Genomic DNA, 21,022 nt, shown 5'->3' on the forward strand with positions numbered 1-21,022 from the left:
AAAACAGAGAAAAAGGGAAAGGGATGCTTCCCCTTCCCTTGTCCGTCTTCATTATATCGTGTCTATAGGAAAGAACCAAGTGAGTTCCTTCAGTGTGACAAATTAAAGACCTTGTTTTGCAATGTAAGCTGCAAGGTCAACAACGCGGTGAGAATATCCACTCTCGTTATCGTACCAAGAAATGACTTTCACCATGCTGCCTTCCATTACCATTGTAGAAAGAGCATCAATTGTTGAAGAGTTTGCATTACCATTGTAGTCACCAGATACTAATGGCTCTTCGCTGTAGCCAAGGATTCCATTAAGTTCTCCTTCAGCTGCTTCTTTAAGTGCTGCATTTACATCTTCAACAGTTACATCTTGGTTTAATTCAGCCACAAGGTCAACTAAAGAAACGTTAGGTGTTGGAACACGCATAGCGCCACCGTTTAATTTACCTTTAAGTTCAGGCAATACAAGTGAAACAGCTTTCGCAGCACCTGTAGAAGTTGGGATGATGTTTTCCGCAGCTGCACGAGCACGACGGTAGTCTTTGTGCGGAAGATCAAGAATTTGTTGGTCATTTGTGTATGAGTGAACAGTTGTCATCATACCGCGTTTGATACCAAATTTATCGTTAAGTACTTTTGCAAATGGAGCTAAGCAGTTTGTTGTACAAGATGCATTAGAGATGACATCGTGGCTAGCTGCATCGTATTTGTCTTCGTTTACACCCATAACGATTGTGATATCTTCTTCGTTAGCAGGAGCAGAGATGATGACTTTTTTAGCGCCAGCTTCTAAGTGTTTTGCAGCGTCTGCACGTTTTGTGAAGAATCCAGTAGATTCAACAACGATTTCTACGCCTTGTTTACCCCAGCTTAATTTCGCAGGGTCACGCTCAGCTGATACTTCGATTGTTTTACCGTTCACTACTAAGTTCGTACCGTCTACAGAAACCTCTGCATCTAGTTTTCCGTGAACAGAGTCATATTGTAAAAGGTGTGCAAGCATGTTAGCGTCTGTTAGATCGTTAACCGCTACTACCTCAACTTCAGGATTGTTTAATGCTGCACGAAATACGTTACGTCCAATACGTCCAAATCCGTTAATACCGACTTTTACTGCCATGATGTTTCCTCCTTTTATAGGTCACAATGTTTTATATTGAGGGATCAATTGACTCCCTTAATAACTCTTTTGCGGCTCCTTCGTCTGTGACGAGAACCGTTCGGCGGGGTTTTTTGAAATAAGCTTCAATGGCCCCTGCCTTTGATGATCCACCTGCAACAGCAATGATGTGTGGAATGCTTTCTAAATCATCTAGCTGCATGCCGACGGAGTGCACTTTGTGGACGACCTCACCATCACGATTAAAGTAATAGCCAAAGGCCTCTGTCACTGCGTCATGCTCATCAATCTTTTTTAAATCTTCAGCTGGTGTGTTTCGTCTCATCGCCATTGTTTTTGCTTCACCGATTCCATGAATGAGCATCGTGGATGATTTAATCGTTTGAAGCACTTCTTTGACTGACGGCTCTTCAATAATGGAAGAGTAAGCACCTTCTGACAGCTGTCCTGGAACAAACAGCAGTTTGTAAGTACCGGAAGCTTTTTCAGCCATGTGGGCACAAATGGTGTTTGCCTGATTTTTTACATTCTCCCCAAGACCGCCTCTCGCAGGGACAAACATCATGTCTCTGTTTTTGGCATCAGGGGTCATCATTTCGGCAACGGCTTCCATCGTCGTTCCGCCAGTGACGGCGACGATATTATTTCCAGTAAACCTTTTTTTCATACATTGGACAGCAGCTCTTCCCATCTCTTGCTTCACCCACGGGGATTCGTCACTGTCACCAGAAACGATCACGACTTCTTCTAGGCCTAACTTCCTCTTCAATGTATTTTCCAAAAAGGTTAAACCTAAAACGTCTTTCATCATTCCTTCAAGCATTTCAAGCAAAGCGTGGCCTTCACTCGTCAGCATCATGCCGCTCGTTTTGACATCCAGCAGATTTTGTTCTTTTAAAAACTGAACTTCAGCTCTTAAGATGCGCTCACTGAGACCAAGACTCGTCGCAAGACTTCTGCGGCCGATTGGTTCAGCTAATCTGATGTACTGCAAAATGTCGTAGCGTTTTTGCATAACGATGAGAAGATCTGGCAATAATTTTTTTTGAGCTTCCAATAAACGATTCATGGCTAACGACCCTTTCTTTTCACGTTGGACTAAAAACGTCCCACTGTGACAAAAAACGTCCCGCCACAGCCAAAAAAAATCAATCCCTGCTTTCTTTAATTATTTTAACAGGATCATCTTGCATTTTCAACTATTACAAACACATTTAGACAAAAAATAGACACATTTTCACCGATAGCCTGCTTGTCATCAAGGTTCTTGCTATGATTTTTCTTTTCGAAATATTTTATTTTCTTCTATATTGAATGAATTCATCAATGAAAGTGTGCATGCGTAAGAGGTCCGCATACACACTTTTTTGATATAGTCGTCTTTTATGTTTTTGGGATTCCTTCCTCTTCGGCGAAACGCTTTGCCTCTTCCTTCGGTTTGATTTTGAGATAATAAATGATGTAGCAGGCAGCCATGAACGGGATTCCGCAATAAAGACCGATCCGCTGATCCTCGATAAAAAATAAGCTAATGAGCACGATGCCAAATGCGATGAAGCCTGCTAGTGGGACAAATGGATAGAGCGGTGTACGGAAGACGAGATCCTTTACATCTCCCCCGTCTTTTATGAATTGTTTTCTAAAGAAATATTGAGACAAACAAATGGACATCCACACCACAACAAGAACCATTCCAGAAATCGAAATAAGCCACACATACACCGTTTTTGGTGCCACAATACTTGTGAGCAGAGATAGAGCGGATACACCCATTGTCACCAATAATGCATTGATCGGGATTTTACGCTTGGACAGCTTTTTCGTAAAGGCAGGTCCTTTCCCGTCCTTTGAAAGCGACCAGAGCATACGTGATGATGCATATAATCCAGAGTTTGCTACAGACAAGACAGCTGTGATGATAATAAAATTCATGATATCTGCAGCATATGGGATGCCGACCTTGTCCAGCACAACCACAAACGGACTGTCGACAGCGCCTGCTGTCTGCCATGGAAGAAGTGCGGCTAGAACCGCAATTGATAAAACGAAAAAGACCATCGTTCTCCAAATAATATTCCGTATTGATCGAGGCAATGTTTTTTCAGGGCTTTCACTCTCACCTGCTGCGATCCCTACAAGTTCTGTTCCTTGGAAGGAGAAATTGACCGTGACCATGGTTAATAAAATAGCAAAAACACCATTAGGAAATAGTCCGCCATGATCCGTCAAATGACGAAATAAAGGGGCTGGTTCTCCGCCTTTTAAATGAATCATTCCGAAAATTGCGCCAATTCCGATGATAATAAACAATAGGATGGCCGCAACCTTGATGGCTGAAAACCAAAACTCCGTTTCAGCGAAGCTGCGAGCAGAGATGGCATTCACGGCAAATAATATCACGCTAAATGCTAGACACCAGAGCCAAACCGGAATATCTGGAAACCACCTTTGGAGCAATATGCCTGCTGATGTAAACTCCAGACCAATCGTACACGCCCAGCTAAACCAATACAGCCAGCCGATCATAAAGCCTGTGGACGGGCCTATATATTTGGTTGCATATTCCTGAAAGGAACCGGCTGTTGGCATCGCCACTGCTAATTCTCCAAGACAGAGCATGACCAAATACATTAAAAATCCGCCAATGATAAACGATAGAATGGCTCCCCCCGGTCCTGCCTGATGGATAATCAACCCTGACCCAAGGAAAAGCCCTGTACCGATGACGCCGCCTAAGGCAATCATAAAGAGATGTCTGCTTTTCATGGAACGCTCTAGTTCATTATGCTGTTCTTGCATCAAATCCACTTCCCCACTTTCCCTCTTCTATTCAGCATCCTTTGACAAAATTCGCTGTTCGTTGAAAAAGAAAGGGAGAAAGTGAAGCTTCCTCCCCCTTTGCCATTTAAGCTTGAAACAGTGATTCAATATGACCAATCGCCCAGTCTAAATCTGCTTTTGAAATGGTCAGTGGTGGTGCAAAACGGATGACTGTTTCATGAGTTTCCTTACATAACAAACCTGCTTGCTTCAGCTTTTCACAATAAGGTCTAGCTGCCTCTGTCAGCTCCATGCCTATAAATAGTCCGCGGCCGCGCACTTCTTTAATCACAGGACTTTGAATGTGTGCCAATTTGTCTTTGAAGTATTCACCAAGCTCCATAGAGCGTGCTGCAAGCTTTTCGTCGATTAAAACATCCAGTGCAGCAAGCGACACTGCACACGCAAGAGGATTTCCTCCAAAGGTAGACCCATGAGAACCAGGGTTAAACACGCCTAAAATATCGCGGTTTGCTACAACACACGAGATTGGGAATACTCCGCCGCCTAAAGCTTTCCCAAGAATCAGCATATCTGGCTCAATGTCTTCCCAATCACACGCAAACATCTTACCTGTTCGTGCTAACCCCACTTGAATCTCATCCGCAATGAACAGCACATTTTCTTGCTCACAAAGCGTTTTGGCTTCTTTCAAGAAGCCTTCTGGCGGCATGACAATCCCAGCTTCTCCTTGAATCGGCTCAATGAGGAAAGCCGCTGTCTGTGGTGTGATCGCTTCACGTAACGCTTCAATATCTCCGTAAGGAATTAGCTTAATTCCAGGAAGCATTGGGCCGAAACCTCTTTGGTATTCTGCTTCTGAGGAAAGAGATACAGCCGTCATCGTCCTCCCATGGAAATTGCCAACACACGCAATGATTTCTGCACGATTCTCTTCGATTCCTTTCACATCATAGCCCCAGCGTCTCGCTGCTTTTACAGCGGTTTCTACAGCCTCAGCACCTGTATTCATTGGCAGTGCCATGTCTTTATTCGTCAGTTTGCAAATTTTTTCATACCAAGGACCAAGCTGATCATTATGAAAGGCTCTCGAGGTGAGCGTCACGCGGTCTGCCTGTTTTTTGAGCGCTTCAATAATGCGGGGATGGCGATGTCCTTGGTTCACTGCGGAATACGCACTCAGCATATCCATATATCGATTGCCTTCAGGATCTGTCACCCACACTCCCTCAGCCTCTGAAATGACAATTGGCAGCGGATGATAGTTTGCCGCTCCATATTGCTCTGTTTGTTGAATCAATTCATTTGTCTGTGTCGTCATCATCTATTCCTCCTTCTGTAAGGTAGCTTCTTTCAATTGGGTTCATCTTCATCCATATGTTATGCAAGGATCGTGCCAACTTTCTGACCGCTTGATCATGGGGTCTACTTCAATTAATTACGCAAAATTTCTTTGCATATGCCAAATTTTTTAGAGGAAACCGCAAAATTTTTCATGTAAAATAGAGGTAACGTCAGGAGGTGGCGCAATTGAAAAAAGATCTGCATGCCGCAAAGCTTGAAAATGAGATTGATTTATATAAACAAATGCTCGATTTAATTGATGTCGGGGTTCATGCAATTGATGAGAATGGACATACGGTTGTTTATAATAAAAAAATGATGGAGATCGAGTCTTTAAAACGCTCAGATGTTCTCCATAAAAATGTACTCGATTTCTTCGCCTTTCAAGATGAGATGCACAGTACACTAGTCCAAGCGCTGCGTACCGGGAAACAAACCGTACATGCCAAGCAGACGTATCATAATTACAACGGAAAAGAAATCACAACGATTAACCATACATACCCGCTCGTTCGAGATGGTCTCATTCAAGGGGCAGTTGAAATTTCGAATGATGTGACCAAGCTGGAACGGCTGATTCATCACAATATGAAGAAAAAAGGAAGCACCCGCTTTACCTTCGATTCTATTATTGGACAAAGCCCTGCCTTTTTAGAGGTGATTGAGCATGCGAAACGAGCGACACGCACCTCTTCCTATGTGCTCATTGTTGGCGAAACCGGGACTGGGAAAGAGCTGTTTGCTCAAAGCATTCATAACGGCAGCAGCCGGTCATCTGGACCTTTTATTACTCAAAATTGTGCGGCACTGCCTGATAATTTGATTGAAAGCCTGCTCTTTGGTACACAAAAAGGGGCTTTTACGGGAGCAACTGATCAGCCTGGCTTATTTGAGCAGGCGCAAGGAGGAACCTTGCTTTTAGATGAGATCAACTCACTAAATCCTCATCTTCAAGCAAAACTACTGCGCGTCTTACAGGAGAAACGTGTGAGAAGGCTAGGAAGCACAAAGGAAATTGCTGTTGATGTAAGAGTGATTGCCAATATGAATGAGGACCCTGTGGATGCAATCGCAGGTGGACGCATGCGCAAGGATTTATTTTATCGTCTCGGTATTGTCACCTTATTTATTCCGCCGCTTTCTGAACGAAAAGAGGACATTCCTACGTTTGTGAATCATTTTATTCAAAAATATAATGAGCTGTTTCAAATGAAGGTGAAGACGGCTGATGAAGAGGTACTTGCCCTTTTTAAGGCGTATCATTGGCCAGGCAATGTAAGAGAACTTGAGCATGTGATTGAGGCGGGGATGAATATGATGATGGATGAAGACGACTTAAGCATGCATCACCTTCCCTATCATTTTAGATTTAAGCACGGGGAAGCCCGTCCTAAGGCGCAATTGCAAACAAATTCTTTGCAGCAAACCGCAGCTGCTGACACCTTTGTGTATACAAGCCCAGAACAAACGACTGATTTCCAAACCCAAATGGAACGATTCGAAAAACAATACATCGTCCATTACTTAGAAAAAATGGACGATAATATTTCACAGACTGCAAAGTTATTGGGCATGAGCAGGCAAAGTCTGCAATATCGAATGAAAAAGCTACATATTTCTCGTCAATAATAGAGCTGTGCCATCATTCGGCACAGCTTATTGTGTATCTGACTGTTCTGCTGGTTTTGGCAGCACATCACCGAGCAGATTTTCTACATTTTTCAAATGCGTAAGCATCGCTTTCTCTGCTTCTTCTGGCTGCCTTGCAACGATGGCTTTGTAAATTTGTTCATGTTCTTCGTAAAGCTTCCGAATGGAGGCTTTCGTTGAGAATAACACGACTTTTCTCGTTTCCCGCATCGTTTCTACTAACAAGGATGAGACTTGATTCATTAACACCTTTAATACATCATTCTTCGAGGCTTTGGCTAAGGCGAGATGGAAGGTAAGGTCTGCCTCTTCACCAATTTCTTCATGGGCTTCTGCCAGCTTCATTTGTTCGAGTGCATCACGCAGCTGATGTAGGTCATCGTCCGTCCGAAGCAGCGCCGCCTTTTTGACAGCACCTGTTTCAATAATGGTTCTCACTTCAAGGAGCTGCCTGACATCATGCTGCTTCATTAAAAATGCAGGAGATAAAGAAAATGCGAGCTGTTCAGGATCGAACTGCTTCACATATGTGCCTTCCCCTTGTTTCATCTCTATTAATCCGATCGCTTTGAGAGCAGACAGCGCCTCTCTCACAGCGGAACGGCTGACTTGAAAGCTTTCTGAGAGCGATTGAACCGAATCTAATTTTTCTCCCGGAAGAAGCTCACCAGTGCGAATCGATTCGATTAATGCATCCGCAATTTCTTCATATATTTTTTTGGTTTTGATTTGTTTATATTTCAATTGGTCTCACCTCATCACTGTTGTCTACCCTTTTCGGCTCATGCCCTATCTTATACTTTACCCCAAAATTTCCGTTCACACGTCTCCCCGATTTAATTTTCAAAAAATCTTCTGTATGCCTCGCTTTCAACTAAAAAAGCACCTGCCATGTTTCTGGCAAGTACTTCTTTTTAATCATAGCGCTTCCGCTGTGTAGATGATGGAAGATTCATTTGTTCACGATATTTTGCAATGGTTCTGCGCGACACTCGGATGCCAAAGGTTTGCTGTAGCTGCGTCATCATTTGCTGATCTGAATACGGTTTTTTCTTATTTTCCGTTTGGATCAGCTCTGCGATGTACGTCTTGACTGTGTAGCTGGACGCCTCTTCCAGCGAGGGTCCTTCTAGCTTTGCTTGGAAAAATTGCTTCATTTCCATGAGGCCATAAGGGGTTTGCACTATTTTCCCTTTCACCGTTCGACTGACTGTTGACTCATGCACTTGCAATATATCTGCGATCCGCTTCATCGTAAGCGGTTTCATTTTATGTTTCCCTGTAAGGAAAAAATCTGTCTGGTGTAAGATAATCTCACGAACGACATGGGTCATCGTTTGTTTTCTTTGCTTCAGCGCTTGGACAAGCCAATTGTACTGCTGCTCTTTTTCCTTTAGATACGCATATGCTTCATGCCGCTTTCGGTCTTGAATCATGGCGAAGTATCCTTCATTCATTTCAACGTCTGGGAAAGCGCGCTGATTCAGCTCAAATGTGATGTGGTCCTGCACGACAGTTATCGTTACATCTGGCTCTATATACACATGGTCTTCTTCGTATGAGAAATGGATGCCGGGTCTTGGTTCAAGCTGCGACACCTCATCTTGTACCGCTTGAAGTGTTTTCATGGAAATGCCTGTTTTCGCCGCGATTTCCTTCCAAGCCTTTCTTGCAAAGAGAAAGAAGTGCTCATCAATGATCAGCTCGGCTTCATACCAGCGCTCCTTTTTTCTTCTCAGCTGAAGCAGGATGCATTCTTGTAAAGATCTTGCGCCAATACCGGCAGGCTCTAGCGATTGAAGCTGATGAAGGACGGCTTCTACTTCTTCAGCTGACACCTTTAAGACAGCTGCCATCTCGTCAACCGGTTCATTTAAATAGCCATTAGAATCAATGGACTCAATCATAAAGTGAAAGATCCTTTGATTCTTTTCACTTAGATTTAAATCAATGGCTTGCTTCTTTAAATACATTTGCAGGCTTTCTTTTTGATGCGTTCGATACGGCTCTGTCATTCGATCTTGAGATTTTTTATGATAAACTGGTTGATAGCTGTCCGTGTCTTTCCGCTCAATCAGAGGGTTCTCAAGCGCTAACTGGTCAAGATACTCGCCAAGCTCAGTGCTATTCAGCTGGAGCAATGTAATGGCCTGCCTGAGTTCTGGTGTGAGCACCTGCTTTAATACTTGTTCTTGTTGCAGATTAAGGCTCATTGTCTCCCCTCCCTCTCATCATTTTACATGAAGATTGACGGACCGTATATACGAAATAGGAGTGATTCCCATGTCTGAACTTTTTTCCGTTCCATACTTTGTTGACAACTTGAAACAACACATCGCCATGAATCAAAATGAAGACAAGATTCATGCCATGAATGCCTATTACCGCTCAGTGGTGTCAACGCTTGTACCAGACCAGCTGACCAAAAATGCTGTGGTTTTGAAGCGAATTCAGCACCTTGATGAGGCGTATCAAAAGGTGAAAAAAGAAAGCGAATGAACGAAAAAGAACACCCTTTGTCACGATGGCAAAGGGTGTTTTTCATTTGCAAAAAGCTTCCGATCCAGCCTTGATTTGTACATCATCAAAAAGCCAGAACGTCCTACAGTATAGATGATAAAAGCAAACCATAATCCGTGATTGTGCCAAATAGGCGTAACTGCTGCTTGAACAACGATAAACAAGATCATCGCAAACAGCATCGAATTTCTGACAGGGGCAATTTCTGTCGCACCTGTAAATACGCCGTATATGACCAAACCGAAACAAGCGGCAAACGGATAGAGAACGAGCCAGTCTGCATAGCCTAATGTCACATCAAGAAGCCGGGGAAGATTTGTAAACAAGCCCAAGATCGGCTCTTTTAAGAGGAAATAAACCGACGCAATGACGCATGCCATGACAAGTGCCCACTGCCTTGAAAGGGTTAAGGTTCTCTCATAAAGGGTGCGGTCATTTGCACCAACTGATCTGCCCACAAGGATGCTGGATGCATTGGCAAAACCATCGAACAAATAAGCCATGATGTAGTGAATTTGAAATAAGATGGCATTGGCCGCAAGCATATCTGTTCCAAAAGAAGCACCTTTTGCTGTAAACATGTTAATCACGACAAGGAGACAAATCGTCCGAATAAACAAATCTTTATTCACATGAAACATTTTCTGCACTGCCTGTGTATCCATGATTTTCTTAATAGAAGGCATCTGGAACCCGTTTTTTGAATGCTTCATGATGATCCATGCGCCTAATACAAAGGCGGTTAATTCAGATATCAATGTCGCAGCCGCCACCCCTTTGACTGCAAACGAAAACACATGAACAAGCAGAAGGGCAAGGACCATATTCATGACATTGATCAAGATTTGTAAAGAGAGGGCTTCTTTCATTTTTGCCATCCCCATCAGCCAGCCTAATATCACATAATTCATCAAGGTAAACGGCGCACCCCAAATCCGAATATGAAAATAATCTGCTGCAAATTGCCGAACATCCGCAGAGGGAGAGATCACTAGAAAAGCAGATTGAATAATGGGCCATTGCAGGGCAATAAAACAAAGGCCGACAATGATAGCGATTAAAAAGGGTCTTAGAAAAGCAAGTACACCCTGCTCTTCACTTTGCGCCCCGTTTGCTTGAGCGGCAAAAGCAGATGTACTCACCCGCAAAAAACCAAAGAGCCAATAGAGTGTACTGAAAATGAGACTGCCAACTGCGACGCCTCCAATATACGCGGGATTGGCAAGCTGACCGACAACAGCTGTATCAACAGCTCCAAGTAATGGGGTGGTCATCGTTGAGATGGTTAAAGGAATGGCTAAAGCTAAATACGCTCGATGGTTCACGATGCCACCTGCCTTTCATGAAAAATAGCCTCTCTAAAAGAGGCATTGATGAAATGAAGATTTATCGAACCGGTCTGCCAATTGTTCGGGACAAAGGATGGTCTGCGAGCATTGCATCTCTCATCTTTTGCACCGCTTTCTCTTCTGATGAAAAGAAATCATCCTTTGATCGAAATTGAGCAACAAGTTCACCTTGATCTAATATCGCCAATTGATCACTTAAGTGATAGGCTGCCGTCATATCATGCGTAATAAATAAGTAAGCGACACCTAGTTCCTTCTTTAATTCTACTAATAAATCTAAAATGACACCCTGTGTGACCATGTCTAAGCTGCTGACGGATTCATCCAGTACGACGAGCTTTGGCTGCAGCAATAAGGCTCTTGCAATGTTGATTCTTTGCAGCTGGCCGCCGCTGAATTGATGCGGATATTTAGACAAGTCCTTTTCACTGAGCCCGACTCTTTCCAGCCAATGGATCAGCACGCTTTTGCGTTCTTTTCGGCTCATGGTTTCATAGTTTTCAAGCGGCTCGGATAAAATTTGTTCGACTGTCCACCTTGGATTTACCGCCGAGTACGAATCTTGAAACACCGCTTGCACATGCCGGCGATAATGTTTGCGTGTTCTTTGATCTGCACAATATATATCCTGCCCTTCAAAAAGGACCTGACCGGCTTTTGGCTTCTCTAGACCAAGTATGATACGGCCTAGCGTGCTTTTCCCTGCACCGCTTTGCCCCAGCAATCCGACGCACGTGCCTTCTTCAATGATTAAATTGACGCCGTTTAAGACTTGATCTGCGCCTTTTCTTCTCATCAGAAACGACCGGCTGTTGTATGAATGACTAACTGCTTTCACTTCTAATAAATGCAAGGGCCTTCTCACCTCAAATCGGGCAAACAGCTGGGATGGATGGACGAGCTGCTAATAGTTTCTTTGTATAATCATGCTTGGGGTTTTCAAAAAGCTCAAGCACTTCTGCTTTTTCAACCATTTCTCCCTGTCTCATGACAACAACCTGATCTGCCATTTCTGCAATGACGCCAAGATCGTGAGTAATGAGCAAGATGGCAGTTCCATAGTCATGACGAATTTGGTTCAGATGCTCCAGCACCAGCTTCTGCGTGTGTACATCTAAAGCAGTTGTTGGTTCATCTGCTATGAGGAGAGGCGGGTGCATACAGGCAGCCATGGCAATCATGACACGCTGCAGCATGCCGCCGCTTAGTTCAAAGGGATACTTGTTTAACAGCTTGTCTGGCTGCGGCAGATTCATCTGCGCTAACGCATCGACTGCCTTCGCTTTTGCCTTCCTTTTACTGACAGCGGTATGCCGGCGGATGGTTTCAATCAGCTGATGACCGATCGTCCATACTGGCGTAAAGCTGTTCATTGGATTTTGCATGATATATGAGATGTCCTTGCCCCGAATAGAACGCATATCCCTTTCACTCAGACCGATCAATTCTCGTCCTTGAAGTGTGATGCTACCAGTGACATCGGTTGTTTTTCGGTCAAGCATATGTAAGATCGACATACTTGTCACCGTTTTCCCGCAGCCGCTCTCACCTATTAATCCAACGATTTGGCCTCGCCCTACTTCAAACGATACGTCCTGAATAAGAGAGGTTGTCCCATGAGGCGTTTTCGTCTGCACATGCAGGTTCTCTATTTGTAAAATGGATTCTTGCACATTGATCATTCCTTTACACACGGCGTTTGATACCATATTTCTCTGAAAGGGCTTCTCCTAGTAAATTAAAGAGGACGACGACAGCCATGATGACAAGACCTGGATACAGCATCAACTGAGGATTTGTTTGAATATACGATTTCCCTTCATGGATCATCGCTCCCCATTCAGGCATAGGAGGCTGAACGCCTAATCCGAGAAAGGACATCGCAGAAATGTCCATAATCGCCCAGCCCATTTCAAGTGTGCCAATGACCGCGAGTGGCGGCAGGACATTTGGAATCATATGCTTTCTCATGATGTTCCAGTGGGATGTCCCGCTGATTTTCGCAGCGGCAATAAAGTTCTGTTCTTTTAAACTCAGCACCATTCCTCGGAAGACGCGAGCATAGTATACCCACTGCACAAGCATCAAGGCAAGCACTACTTGAGAAAGTCCAGGACCGAAGATGCCGACTAATCCGAGGATCAGCACCAGGTTCGGGAATGCCATGATCCCGTCGCAGATTCTCATTAAGACGTGATCGATCCAGCCACCTTTGTAACCTGACAACAAACCAACGATTAACCCAATCAATAAAGAAGAGAGAAAGATTAATAACGCACAGCCTAGTGAAACACGTGCACCATATAAAATTCGAGATAAATTGCATCGGCCTAATTGATCTGTCCCAAGAGGATACTCCCACGAAGACCCCTTTAGCTTCATCGCTAGATTGACAGCCGCCGGATCATGTGGAGCGATCCACGGTGCACATATTGTCACAATCAGCAATAGACCAAGGAGCACCACGCAGATCGAGATCAGCTTTTGATGAGAGAAGAGATATTTTCCTTTTGTCATCATGACTGGCGGCCTTCCTTTCTGGAAATACGGGGGTCGATGATCAGCTGAAGTAAGTCCACAATCAAGCTGCTCAAGATAAAGATACATGCTGCCATGAGGACATAGAATTGAATGACCGGCAGATCCCGGTTAAAGATCGCTTCAATAAAGAAGCGTCCAAACCCTGGCCATGAAAAAACTGCCTCTACGATAATGGTTCCTGTCAGCAGCTTGCCAAGATTCACCCCAAGCCCTGTCAGCATTGGCGATATCGCGATTCTCAATACATGCTTGAACATGATCGACCGTTCCTTTAATCCTCTGATTCTCGCATATTGAACAAACGGCTCTTGAAGCGCCTCACTCACACTTGATCGTAATAGCCTTGTATACATCGCAATTAAAGGGACTGCCAGTGTGACCGACGGCAGAATGAGATGCTCCCATGTTCCAACACCTTCAACCGGTAGAAGATCGAGCTTCACCGAAAAAAAGAAGATGAGCAAATACCCCAAGACAAATGTCGGGATAGATGCTCCTAAGAAAGAAATGAGCCGGCTCACATGATCAACGATGCCATTTTTCCTCATGCCGCTGAAAAAACCGAGTGGAATGCTGACACAAATTGCAATCAGTAGACTAGTCAGCGCCAATTGAATCGTCGCTGGTATTCTATAGATTACCTCATTGAGCACAGGCTGGTTGGACATATATGACTTGCCAAAATCAAGATGAATGACTTTTTCAATGGTGTGAAGATACTGCATATAAAACGGTTGGTCTAAACCAAATTCACTTCGTTTTTGCGCTAATATTTCATCCGTTGGCTGGATATGAGCCGCTGCTAAATATGCCTCAGCCGGGTCGACTGGCGAAAGGTGAATCATACCAGTCGTGAAAAGAGTGGCTAATAAAAATACAGGGATGATTGATAGCATGCGTTTGACGATATAGCGGCCCATTTCCTAACCTTCCTTCTATTACTTCAGCTTAATACCTGTGAATGGATGTTCGTCGCGATTTGCTGGGAACTCAAAGTCCTTCACATTTTTTTGATAAACGGCTGTCTTTTTAAAATAAGAGATTGGCACAATTGCCCCTTGATCCTGTAATGAAGATAAGACAGACGAATAAAGTGCTTTTCGTTTGTTTTCATTGGTTGTTGATGGAATTTCGCTCATTTCTTTGATCAGCTTGTCCTTATTTGGATAGGCTGAAATGGCTTCTTTGAATCCAAAACCATCTGATGAGACGACGTTCATAAATGTATGCGGATCATATGGCGCTCCGTAGTTGCTAAAGAAGTTCATATCAAACTTATTAGCTTTAAAGCGCTGCACCTGTGTTGCCAGCTCCACACCTTCAAGTTTGACACCAACGCCAATGGCACCCCATTCTGCTTGAAGGGTCTCAGCCATCGCTTTTTGAATCGATTCTGCTGAATCATACATCATACTAAATTCAAGCGTTTTTCCATCTTTTTCACGAACGGTTTTTCCTTTTGGTAGTGTCCAGCCTGCTTCATCCAGCAATGCTTTCGCTTTGTCTACATCATATTGGAACGACTTCACCTTAATATCAGAAGTGTAAGGCATGTTGGTCGGCAATATGTGATCTGCTTCATCCTCTAAGCCAGAGGTGACACCTTCAACCATTGATTTCTTATTCATAGCATATTGAAGGGCATGACGCACTTTCTCATCTGACAGCTGATCCACTTTTGTGTTCATGACAAGCTGTCTCGTTGCAACTGGCTCTGACATTTTCGTTTCGTACTTACCGCTCGCCTCTAGCTGTTTGTAGGCATCAAGGCTAATGGTTCCTTCTCCGTAAAGGACGTCTACATCACCTTTTTCAAATGCCATGACTCTCGTTTCCGCATCTGGGATGACCTTGACTTTGATTTCTTTGACCTTTGGTTTTTCTCCCCAATAATGATCATTTCGTTCGAAAATGGCATAGTCATCTTTTTGATATGTTTTTAATACCCAAGGGCCTGTCCCCACTGGTTTTTCAATTCCTTTTGACGTATCTCCGTTTTTAGGGAAGCCTGCTTCGCCTAAGAAACGAACTGGGCGGACAACGGCTAATTCTTGAACAGTTGGATAATATGGCTCTGTTAATGTGAGTTTAAACGTTTTCTTGTCTACTGCTTCTGTCTTTTTGATTTTTTTTATCACACCTAACCAGCTATGTATATCCTTGTTTTTTAAGATGGAATCAAAGTTCTTTTTCACAATGTTTGCATTAAACTCAGATCCATCTGAAAATGTCACTTTGTCTCTTAAATGGAACGTGTACACCTTGCCATCCTTTGACACATCCCATGATTTCGCTAATTCAGGTTTTAGCTTTCCATTCTTTTGATAGCTGACCAATGGCTCATAAATCATTGATTGCGCGAACAATTGTGATGGGTTGTATACGTGCGGATTCATTTCGCCAATATCTCTCGGCCAAGCCATCGTGATCATGTCAGGATGATCCTTGTTTCCATCTGCTCCATTGTTTGCTTGAGAGCAGCCTACTAATAAAAAGATAAGTAAAAATGTAAACACAGTATTTATTTTAATTTTCGGAAAAAATTGGCTCCAAATAGACATAAGATGTTCCTCCTAATTGATGCTGATAATCATTTTCATTTTAAGGAGGAACAACCCCGTTGTCAATAACATATTTAAAACGATATGACAACAAAAAATCCTAATTATTCCATTAGTTGATGAATTTGATAAAAAGAGAGGCAGGCTGCTTACAAGTGAGCAGCCTGTGAAGAGGTGAAGTTTTTTTCTCGCAGGGCATGACGAAGTGTGTCAATGATACGATCCTGTTCAGCGTCTGTCATACTTGTTCCAGAGGGGAGACAAAGCCCTGTTTCAAATAACAATTCAGATACGGGAGTGCCTTTCGCCGCTGAATAAAAGGGACAATCACGAAAGAGCGGCTGCTCGTGCAGCGGCTTCCATACACGTCTTGCTTCAATCTGTTCTTCTTCTAGTGCAGCAATAATGTCCACTGGAGAGGTATTTTTATCGCGATCAATAGTCAATGTCGTCAGCCAGCGGTTGGACTTGGTGTCTTGATATTCAGGCATGAAATAAAGACCCTCTACTTTAGATAACGCATCCTGATAACGCCTGAAAATGCGGCGCTTTTGTTCAACACGCTCGTCCAATATTTCCATTTGAGCAATCCCGACGCCTGCTAGCAGGTTGCTCATGCGATAGTTGTAACCTATCTCTTGATGCTCATAATGCATCGCGCGTTCTCTAGCCTGTGAAGCGAGAAAGCGGCAGCGTTCGATCGCAGCTTCATCATCACTCACAAGCATTCCGCCGCCTGATGTTGTAATGATTTTATTTCCATTAAACGAATAGACACCGAACCTGCCCATTGAGCCGCTTTTTTTTCCTTTATATAGAGAGCCTAACGATTCAGCCGCATCCTCAATGACTGGTACATCATATGCTTCACACAACGCCAGAATCTCGTCCATTTTTGCGCTTTGTCCATATAAATGCACGACAATGACAGCACGGGGTCTTTTTCCAAGTCGTTTTGATTCCACAAATGCCTTTTCTAAAGCAATCGGGCACATATTCCATGTATCCCTTTCAGAATCAATAAAAACGGGTGTCGCTTGTTCATATAAAATCGGATTTGCAGTTGCAACAAATGTGAGGGTGGAACAAAAGACAATGTCCCCTTTTTGAACGCCAATAAGCTTTAAGGCGAGGTGAATTGCTGCTGTTCCAGAAGATAAAGCCGCTCCTGCATCCACTCCTGCATAGCGCGCAACTGCCTGCTCAAATTCATTCACAAGAGGTCCAAGCGGTGCAATCCAGTTGCTCTTGAAGGCTTCCTCTATTTTCAAATACTCTTTTCCGCTCATATGCGGTGGTGATAAGTAAATTCGTTTCCTTTCTTGCATCATTTCCCACCCTCTCGCCGATCTTTGATTTCTATTGCAGGAATGCCTACAGCGACTTTCTGATCGTGTATATCTCTTGTTACTGCGGCTCCTGCGCCAATGAGTGTCCAGCTTCCGATCGATGTCCCGGGTATCACAACAGCACCTGCTCCAATATGTGTACCCATTCGTACAGACACACAGCCAGTTAACACTGCTCCCGGTGACAGATGGACAAACGATTCCAGTATACAGTCATGCTCTACGATAGATCCTGTGTTGATAATCGCATGTTCACCGATTGCTGCATCTGCTTGAACTACTGCCCTTGCCATAACGACAGCTCCTCTTCCAATGACTGCTGATGGACTTACGACCGCCTGTGGATGGATGAGTGTGGCAAATGCCGTGTTTTCAAAGGAGAGGCGTTCCTTTACTAACTGTCTGCTCTCATTTTGCCCGATCGCAATCAGCCATTTCATATGTGGCATTGTCTCTCTCAGCTGTTGACTCATGGAGATCGGTCCATACAAGATACTGCTTTGAGTCGTCGTCTCTTCAAATTGATCATCTAATACGGCACATAATGAGTAATCGGGATGGGCAGCAATCATTTCTTGAATGACTTTGCTATGCCCGCCAGCCCCCATTAAACCAATCGGTTGCTCTTTACATATCAGTTCCTTTGAATTTTTCAGCTGTGGCATGATGCGGCTGCTGCACCCCCTCTGTTTTGATGACTTTCAGCAAGGTCATCCATAAAATTTTCATATCAAGCCAAAATGATTGATGCTCGACGTACCAGAGGTCATAGGTGAATTTCTCCTCCCAGGAGATCGTGTTCCTTCCATTCACCTGTGCCCATCCAGTAATGCCAGGCTTGACAAGATGGCGCCTTGCTTGCTCCTCTGTATACATCGGCAAATACTCCATCAGAAGCGGCCTTGGTCCAACGAGACTGAGCTCTCCTTTTAGGACATTGACTAGCTGCGGCAATTCATCAAGACTGAGCTTGCGAATCAAAGCGCCGGTTTTTGTTAATCGAAGATGATCTGGCAGGAGCGCCCCTTGCTCGTCACGTTCATCGGTCATCGTCCGAAATTTATATAGCATAAATGGCCGGCCATACAGACCAGGCCGCTTCTGCCGAAACAACACAGGCGTCCCAATTTTCCACCGAATCAGTCCATAAAGCAGAGGAAAAAGAAGACTGCCTGCGATGAGCAGCGTCAATGCCACCATCACATCTAACATTCTTTTCATCATGAAATCTCCTTTTCTCACTAGCGGGAAACAGCTTGTTTTACCTTGTGCACCAGCTGCTGCCGCTCTCGTTTTGTTCCTGCAAATTGATACAAGTAGCCCATATAGAGAAAGAAACAAAGACCGCCAATACAAAACAGCTCCCACCAGGACGTCACGTCATAAATCGCTTGGATTCCTGCACAGACGCCCCAAACCATGAGCGCTCCTGCAAGTGGAACCATCGTATGTTTGTAAAAGATGGTGCGTTTCTGATTCGTGATGCGGGCCGTATAAAATGGCAGAAACACGATATTTTTGATCAATAAAACAATCGCTCCCGCTGATGCAATGCCGTATAAACCAAGCTGAAGCGTATGAGTCAATCCATAGGCAAAAAGCACATTGGATACACCTAATATGAGCGTGACCACCGCTGGAACCTTCAATCGATTAAAAGCGGTCGGCACATATGTCAGCGGTAAAAACATCAAGGTCAAGCATAAATAAGCAGCATGAATCATGAGAAGCCATTTCAGCTCTTCAAAGGCAGGTCCAAGCCATAAAAGCATGAGCGGACCGGCAAGTCCTCCTAGCAGAGCGGCCGGAAACGCGACAAATAATCCGCTCCACTTAATGGCACTGGCTGCATATTGGATGAGACCGTCTTCATCTTGATTCGAGTAAAATTTCGTAATCGTTGGGGCAAACACAACCGCCAATGTCCCTGCGAGTGTGCGTAATAATAATGGAAATTGTAATATCGCCGCATACTGTCCCGTCGCTTCCGCTCCAATGAGCAGATTGGTCATCAATAAATCAATCTGTAAAAATAGTAAAATCCCCATTTGCTCAAAAGAATGCCAGACCCCTGATCGAACAAGTGTGAGACTAGAAGATAGTGAAACGTGCCGCCACTTAAACGAAAACCAAGGAATAAGCTTTTTAAAATAATAGATACCAATTCCCATAGCCGCCAAGCTTCCTATCACAGCCGCAAGTGGAATATGCCAGATGGCTGGTGCCGTCCATGTAAACAGCAGCACAATCATCAGTGCCCTCAAAAACATTTGAATGGCCTGACCAATACTTGATACATATAACTTATTCGCATAAAACGGCGCAGCCCCAATGCCGGACATGACAAAATTGAGCATAAATAAAAGACCCCCTAATATAAAGGCGGTCTGTGTGTCTTTTGCGAGATAAATAGGCACATGAAGCCACTCTACCAGCTGGCGGGACATGAATAGACAAAACAGAAAAAGGCTAATCGATAAAAAAATGGAACTGACGAAATAAGATGAGAGATAGCGCTGCGCCTTCTCCATTTCCCCTTTATGAGCCGCCACAGAAAAAAAGCGCACCACCACAGCACTTAATGACGCCGTAATAACCGATAAATAGTTGATCATATTTTGCGTCAGATGGATTAAGCCGAATGCTTCGACTCCAAGTGTATGAACGATGTACGGTGTTAAACAAACAGACATAAGCATCATCAAGACAAACGTCATGATGTTTGCACTGGCATTGTAAAGAAACGCTCGATTCATTTTGATTTCACGCAGCGTGTAAAAGCCTTCATCCAGCTTCCTCTCCCTTTTGTCCGCTCGTTTTCATCAGCTGATGAATCGCCTCTTTCACAGACGCCCCATTCGGTTCTTTCAATAGCGTCAAAAACGGAAGATGAGCCACCCATTCATACCCTTCCATCACCTTATGATCAAACGACCTGAGGACAACACACGGTGTTTGCGTAATCGCACAAAAAATCATACCGTGAAGCCGGTCTGTCACGACCACCTGCGCCTTACTTAACTCTGTCCATAAGGCAGATAATTCATCTAAGCGAGTCGTTCGATCCACTCGTTTGCCAATTGTCGTTGTGATCAAATCGACTTGATCATACGTCTCTTGAATTTGCTGCTTTAGCTGCCGCCGCTCCTTTTCGGTGAGGTACGCTTCCTTATCCTCTCGCAAACAAAGTAAAACCCCTTCACGTTTTTGTTCCTTGGTTGATTCATCTAATGTCAGCACCATATCAGGCTGTTTCCACACATCTTGATCAGGGAAGTGCTGCTTCATCCAAGTGTAGGTTGTTTGATCTCTTGCCATGAGAAGCAGCCTCGGATGGTGTTTGTATGTTTGAATAGCGCGGCGTTCCTCTCTTTTTCCTCTCTTTGTTTCTGTAAAATGGGCAGTGGCCGGCAGTTGAATCACCGGATAGGACTTGAAGGTTTTCATGATAAATTGTCTCGTCCATTCTTCATAACGGTATAAGTCTCCCATATTGCCCCCACCGATGATACAGACGATGTCTTCCGGGTGCCGCATACGCTTTAACGGACGGGCGAGGCGATAGATCTCTTTCATGTCCACTTCCATGATGTCATAGGCGGGAAAGTGCTCTTTTAAAAAACAATAACTCGCATAGGCAATCGCATGATCCCCTAAATTATCATGTCCTGGCAGCAGCGTGAGAATGATTTTCTTCTGATGACTCCGCTCTGGCAGGCTTTGGCGGCTCAGTCGATATTCAAGCGGATATTTAACCTTTAAGAGCAGCCACTCTGCGGCGTGCGCCTTCAATTGCTGCAATGTCAATCTCATCACC

At 44.1% G+C, this 21,022-nt stretch carries 19 protein-coding genes; 2 read left to right on the forward strand and 17 right to left on the reverse strand.

The features are described 5' to 3' along the window. Positions 1-102: 102 nt before the first annotated feature. From gap to MHB79_RS15710, 4 genes are all read right to left on the reverse strand, one after another. Positions 103-1,110, reverse strand: coding sequence for a type I glyceraldehyde-3-phosphate dehydrogenase (gene gap / locus MHB79_RS15695; RefSeq protein WP_003212811.1), 1,008 nt, complete (start codon positions 1,108-1,110; stop codon positions 103-105). A gap of 31 nt (positions 1,111-1,141) precedes the next feature. Continuing rightward, complete coding sequence (locus tag MHB79_RS15700) at positions 1,142-2,179, reverse strand: sugar-binding transcriptional regulator (RefSeq protein WP_003212739.1); 1,038 nt, start codon at positions 2,177-2,179, stop codon at positions 1,142-1,144. Between the two features lie 314 nt (positions 2,180-2,493). Further along, positions 2,494-3,909 (reverse strand): amino acid permease, encoded by a 1,416-nt coding sequence (locus MHB79_RS15705; protein ID WP_003213035.1) that lies wholly within the window; start codon positions 3,907-3,909, stop codon positions 2,494-2,496. A 106-nt stretch (positions 3,910-4,015) separates the two neighbouring features. After that, positions 4,016-5,215, reverse strand: a complete 1,200-nt coding sequence (locus MHB79_RS15710; protein ID WP_417894481.1) for an ornithine--oxo-acid transaminase — start codon at positions 5,213-5,215, stop codon at positions 4,016-4,018. A gap of 206 nt (positions 5,216-5,421) precedes the next feature. On the opposite strand from MHB79_RS15710, the gene MHB79_RS15715 reads away from it, so the two are divergent. Next, the gene (locus tag MHB79_RS15715) at positions 5,422-6,864 is read left to right on the forward strand and encodes a sigma-54 interaction domain-containing protein (protein ID WP_340990173.1); all 1,443 of its coding nucleotides are present in this window, start codon (positions 5,422-5,424) and stop codon (positions 6,862-6,864) included. Between the two features lie 27 nt (positions 6,865-6,891). On the opposite strand, the gene MHB79_RS15720 is transcribed toward MHB79_RS15715, so the two are convergent. Then, positions 6,892-7,629, reverse strand: a complete 738-nt coding sequence (locus tag MHB79_RS15720; protein ID WP_212045555.1) for a FadR/GntR family transcriptional regulator — start codon at positions 7,627-7,629, stop codon at positions 6,892-6,894. Positions 7,630-7,799: 170 nt separating this feature from the next. After that, complete coding sequence (rpoN, locus tag MHB79_RS15725) at positions 7,800-9,098, reverse strand: RNA polymerase factor sigma-54 (protein ID WP_340990175.1); 1,299 nt, start codon at positions 9,096-9,098, stop codon at positions 7,800-7,802. Positions 9,099-9,168: 70 nt separating this feature from the next. Between rpoN and yvfG the strand changes: the two genes are divergently transcribed. Then, the gene (yvfG, locus tag MHB79_RS15730; protein WP_340990177.1) at positions 9,169-9,384 is read left to right on the forward strand and encodes a protein YvfG; all 216 of its coding nucleotides are present in this window, start codon (positions 9,169-9,171) and stop codon (positions 9,382-9,384) included. Between the two features lie 20 nt (positions 9,385-9,404). Here yvfG and MHB79_RS15735 read toward each other — a convergent pair whose 3' ends face one another. The 11 genes from MHB79_RS15735 to MHB79_RS15785 form a co-directional block, all read right to left on the reverse strand. Then, positions 9,405-10,730 carry an MATE family efflux transporter gene (locus MHB79_RS15735; protein WP_340990179.1) on the reverse strand — a complete coding sequence of 442 codons (1,326 nt, stop codon included), beginning with the start codon at positions 10,728-10,730 and terminating at the stop codon, positions 9,405-9,407. A 61-nt stretch (positions 10,731-10,791) separates the two neighbouring features. After that, positions 10,792-11,607, reverse strand: a complete 816-nt coding sequence (locus MHB79_RS15740; protein WP_050944212.1) for an ABC transporter ATP-binding protein — start codon at positions 11,605-11,607, stop codon at positions 10,792-10,794. Positions 11,608-11,620: 13 nt separating this feature from the next. Continuing rightward, the gene (locus tag MHB79_RS15745) at positions 11,621-12,436 is read right to left on the reverse strand and encodes an ABC transporter ATP-binding protein (protein ID WP_201741765.1); all 816 of its coding nucleotides are present in this window, start codon (positions 12,434-12,436) and stop codon (positions 11,621-11,623) included. A 4-nt stretch (positions 12,437-12,440) separates the two neighbouring features. After that, a complete protein-coding gene (nikC, locus tag MHB79_RS15750) occupies positions 12,441-13,274 on the reverse strand; it encodes a nickel ABC transporter permease subunit NikC (protein ID WP_003213255.1) in 834 nt (277 codons plus the stop codon). Further along, the gene (nikB, locus tag MHB79_RS15755) at positions 13,271-14,215 is read right to left on the reverse strand and encodes a nickel ABC transporter permease subunit NikB (RefSeq protein WP_050944215.1); all 945 of its coding nucleotides are present in this window, start codon (positions 14,213-14,215) and stop codon (positions 13,271-13,273) included. The genes nikC and nikB overlap by 4 nt, the downstream gene beginning before the upstream one ends. 18 nt (positions 14,216-14,233) lie before the next feature. Next, entirely contained in the window at positions 14,234-15,856 is a 1,623-nt protein-coding gene (nikA, locus tag MHB79_RS15760) for a nickel ABC transporter substrate-binding protein (protein ID WP_050944217.1), read from the reverse strand. A 149-nt stretch (positions 15,857-16,005) separates the two neighbouring features. Continuing rightward, positions 16,006-17,184, reverse strand: a complete 1,179-nt coding sequence (locus MHB79_RS15765; RefSeq protein ID WP_340990619.1) for a DegT/DnrJ/EryC1/StrS family aminotransferase — start codon at positions 17,182-17,184, stop codon at positions 16,006-16,008. Continuing rightward, positions 17,184-17,870, reverse strand: coding sequence for an acetyltransferase (locus MHB79_RS15770; protein ID WP_340990184.1), 687 nt, complete (start codon positions 17,868-17,870; stop codon positions 17,184-17,186). The genes MHB79_RS15765 and MHB79_RS15770 overlap by 1 nt, the downstream gene beginning before the upstream one ends. After that, positions 17,833-18,426: a sugar transferase gene (locus MHB79_RS15775; RefSeq protein ID WP_285859615.1), complete on the reverse strand. Its 594-nt coding sequence runs from the start codon at positions 18,424-18,426 to the stop codon at positions 17,833-17,835. The genes MHB79_RS15770 and MHB79_RS15775 overlap by 38 nt, the downstream gene beginning before the upstream one ends. Before the next feature lie 20 nt (positions 18,427-18,446). After that, entirely contained in the window at positions 18,447-19,961 is a 1,515-nt protein-coding gene (locus MHB79_RS15780) for an MATE family efflux transporter (protein WP_321999517.1), read from the reverse strand. Between the two features lie 28 nt (positions 19,962-19,989). Then, positions 19,990-21,018, reverse strand: a complete 1,029-nt coding sequence (locus MHB79_RS15785) for a polysaccharide pyruvyl transferase family protein (RefSeq protein WP_309215965.1) — start codon at positions 21,016-21,018, stop codon at positions 19,990-19,992. Positions 21,019-21,022: the final 4 nt, after the last annotated feature.

The organism is Bacillus sp. FSL M7-0558 (assembly GCF_038003245.1).
Taxonomy (GTDB): domain Bacteria; phylum Bacillota; class Bacilli; order Bacillales; family Bacillaceae; genus Bacillus; species Bacillus pumilus.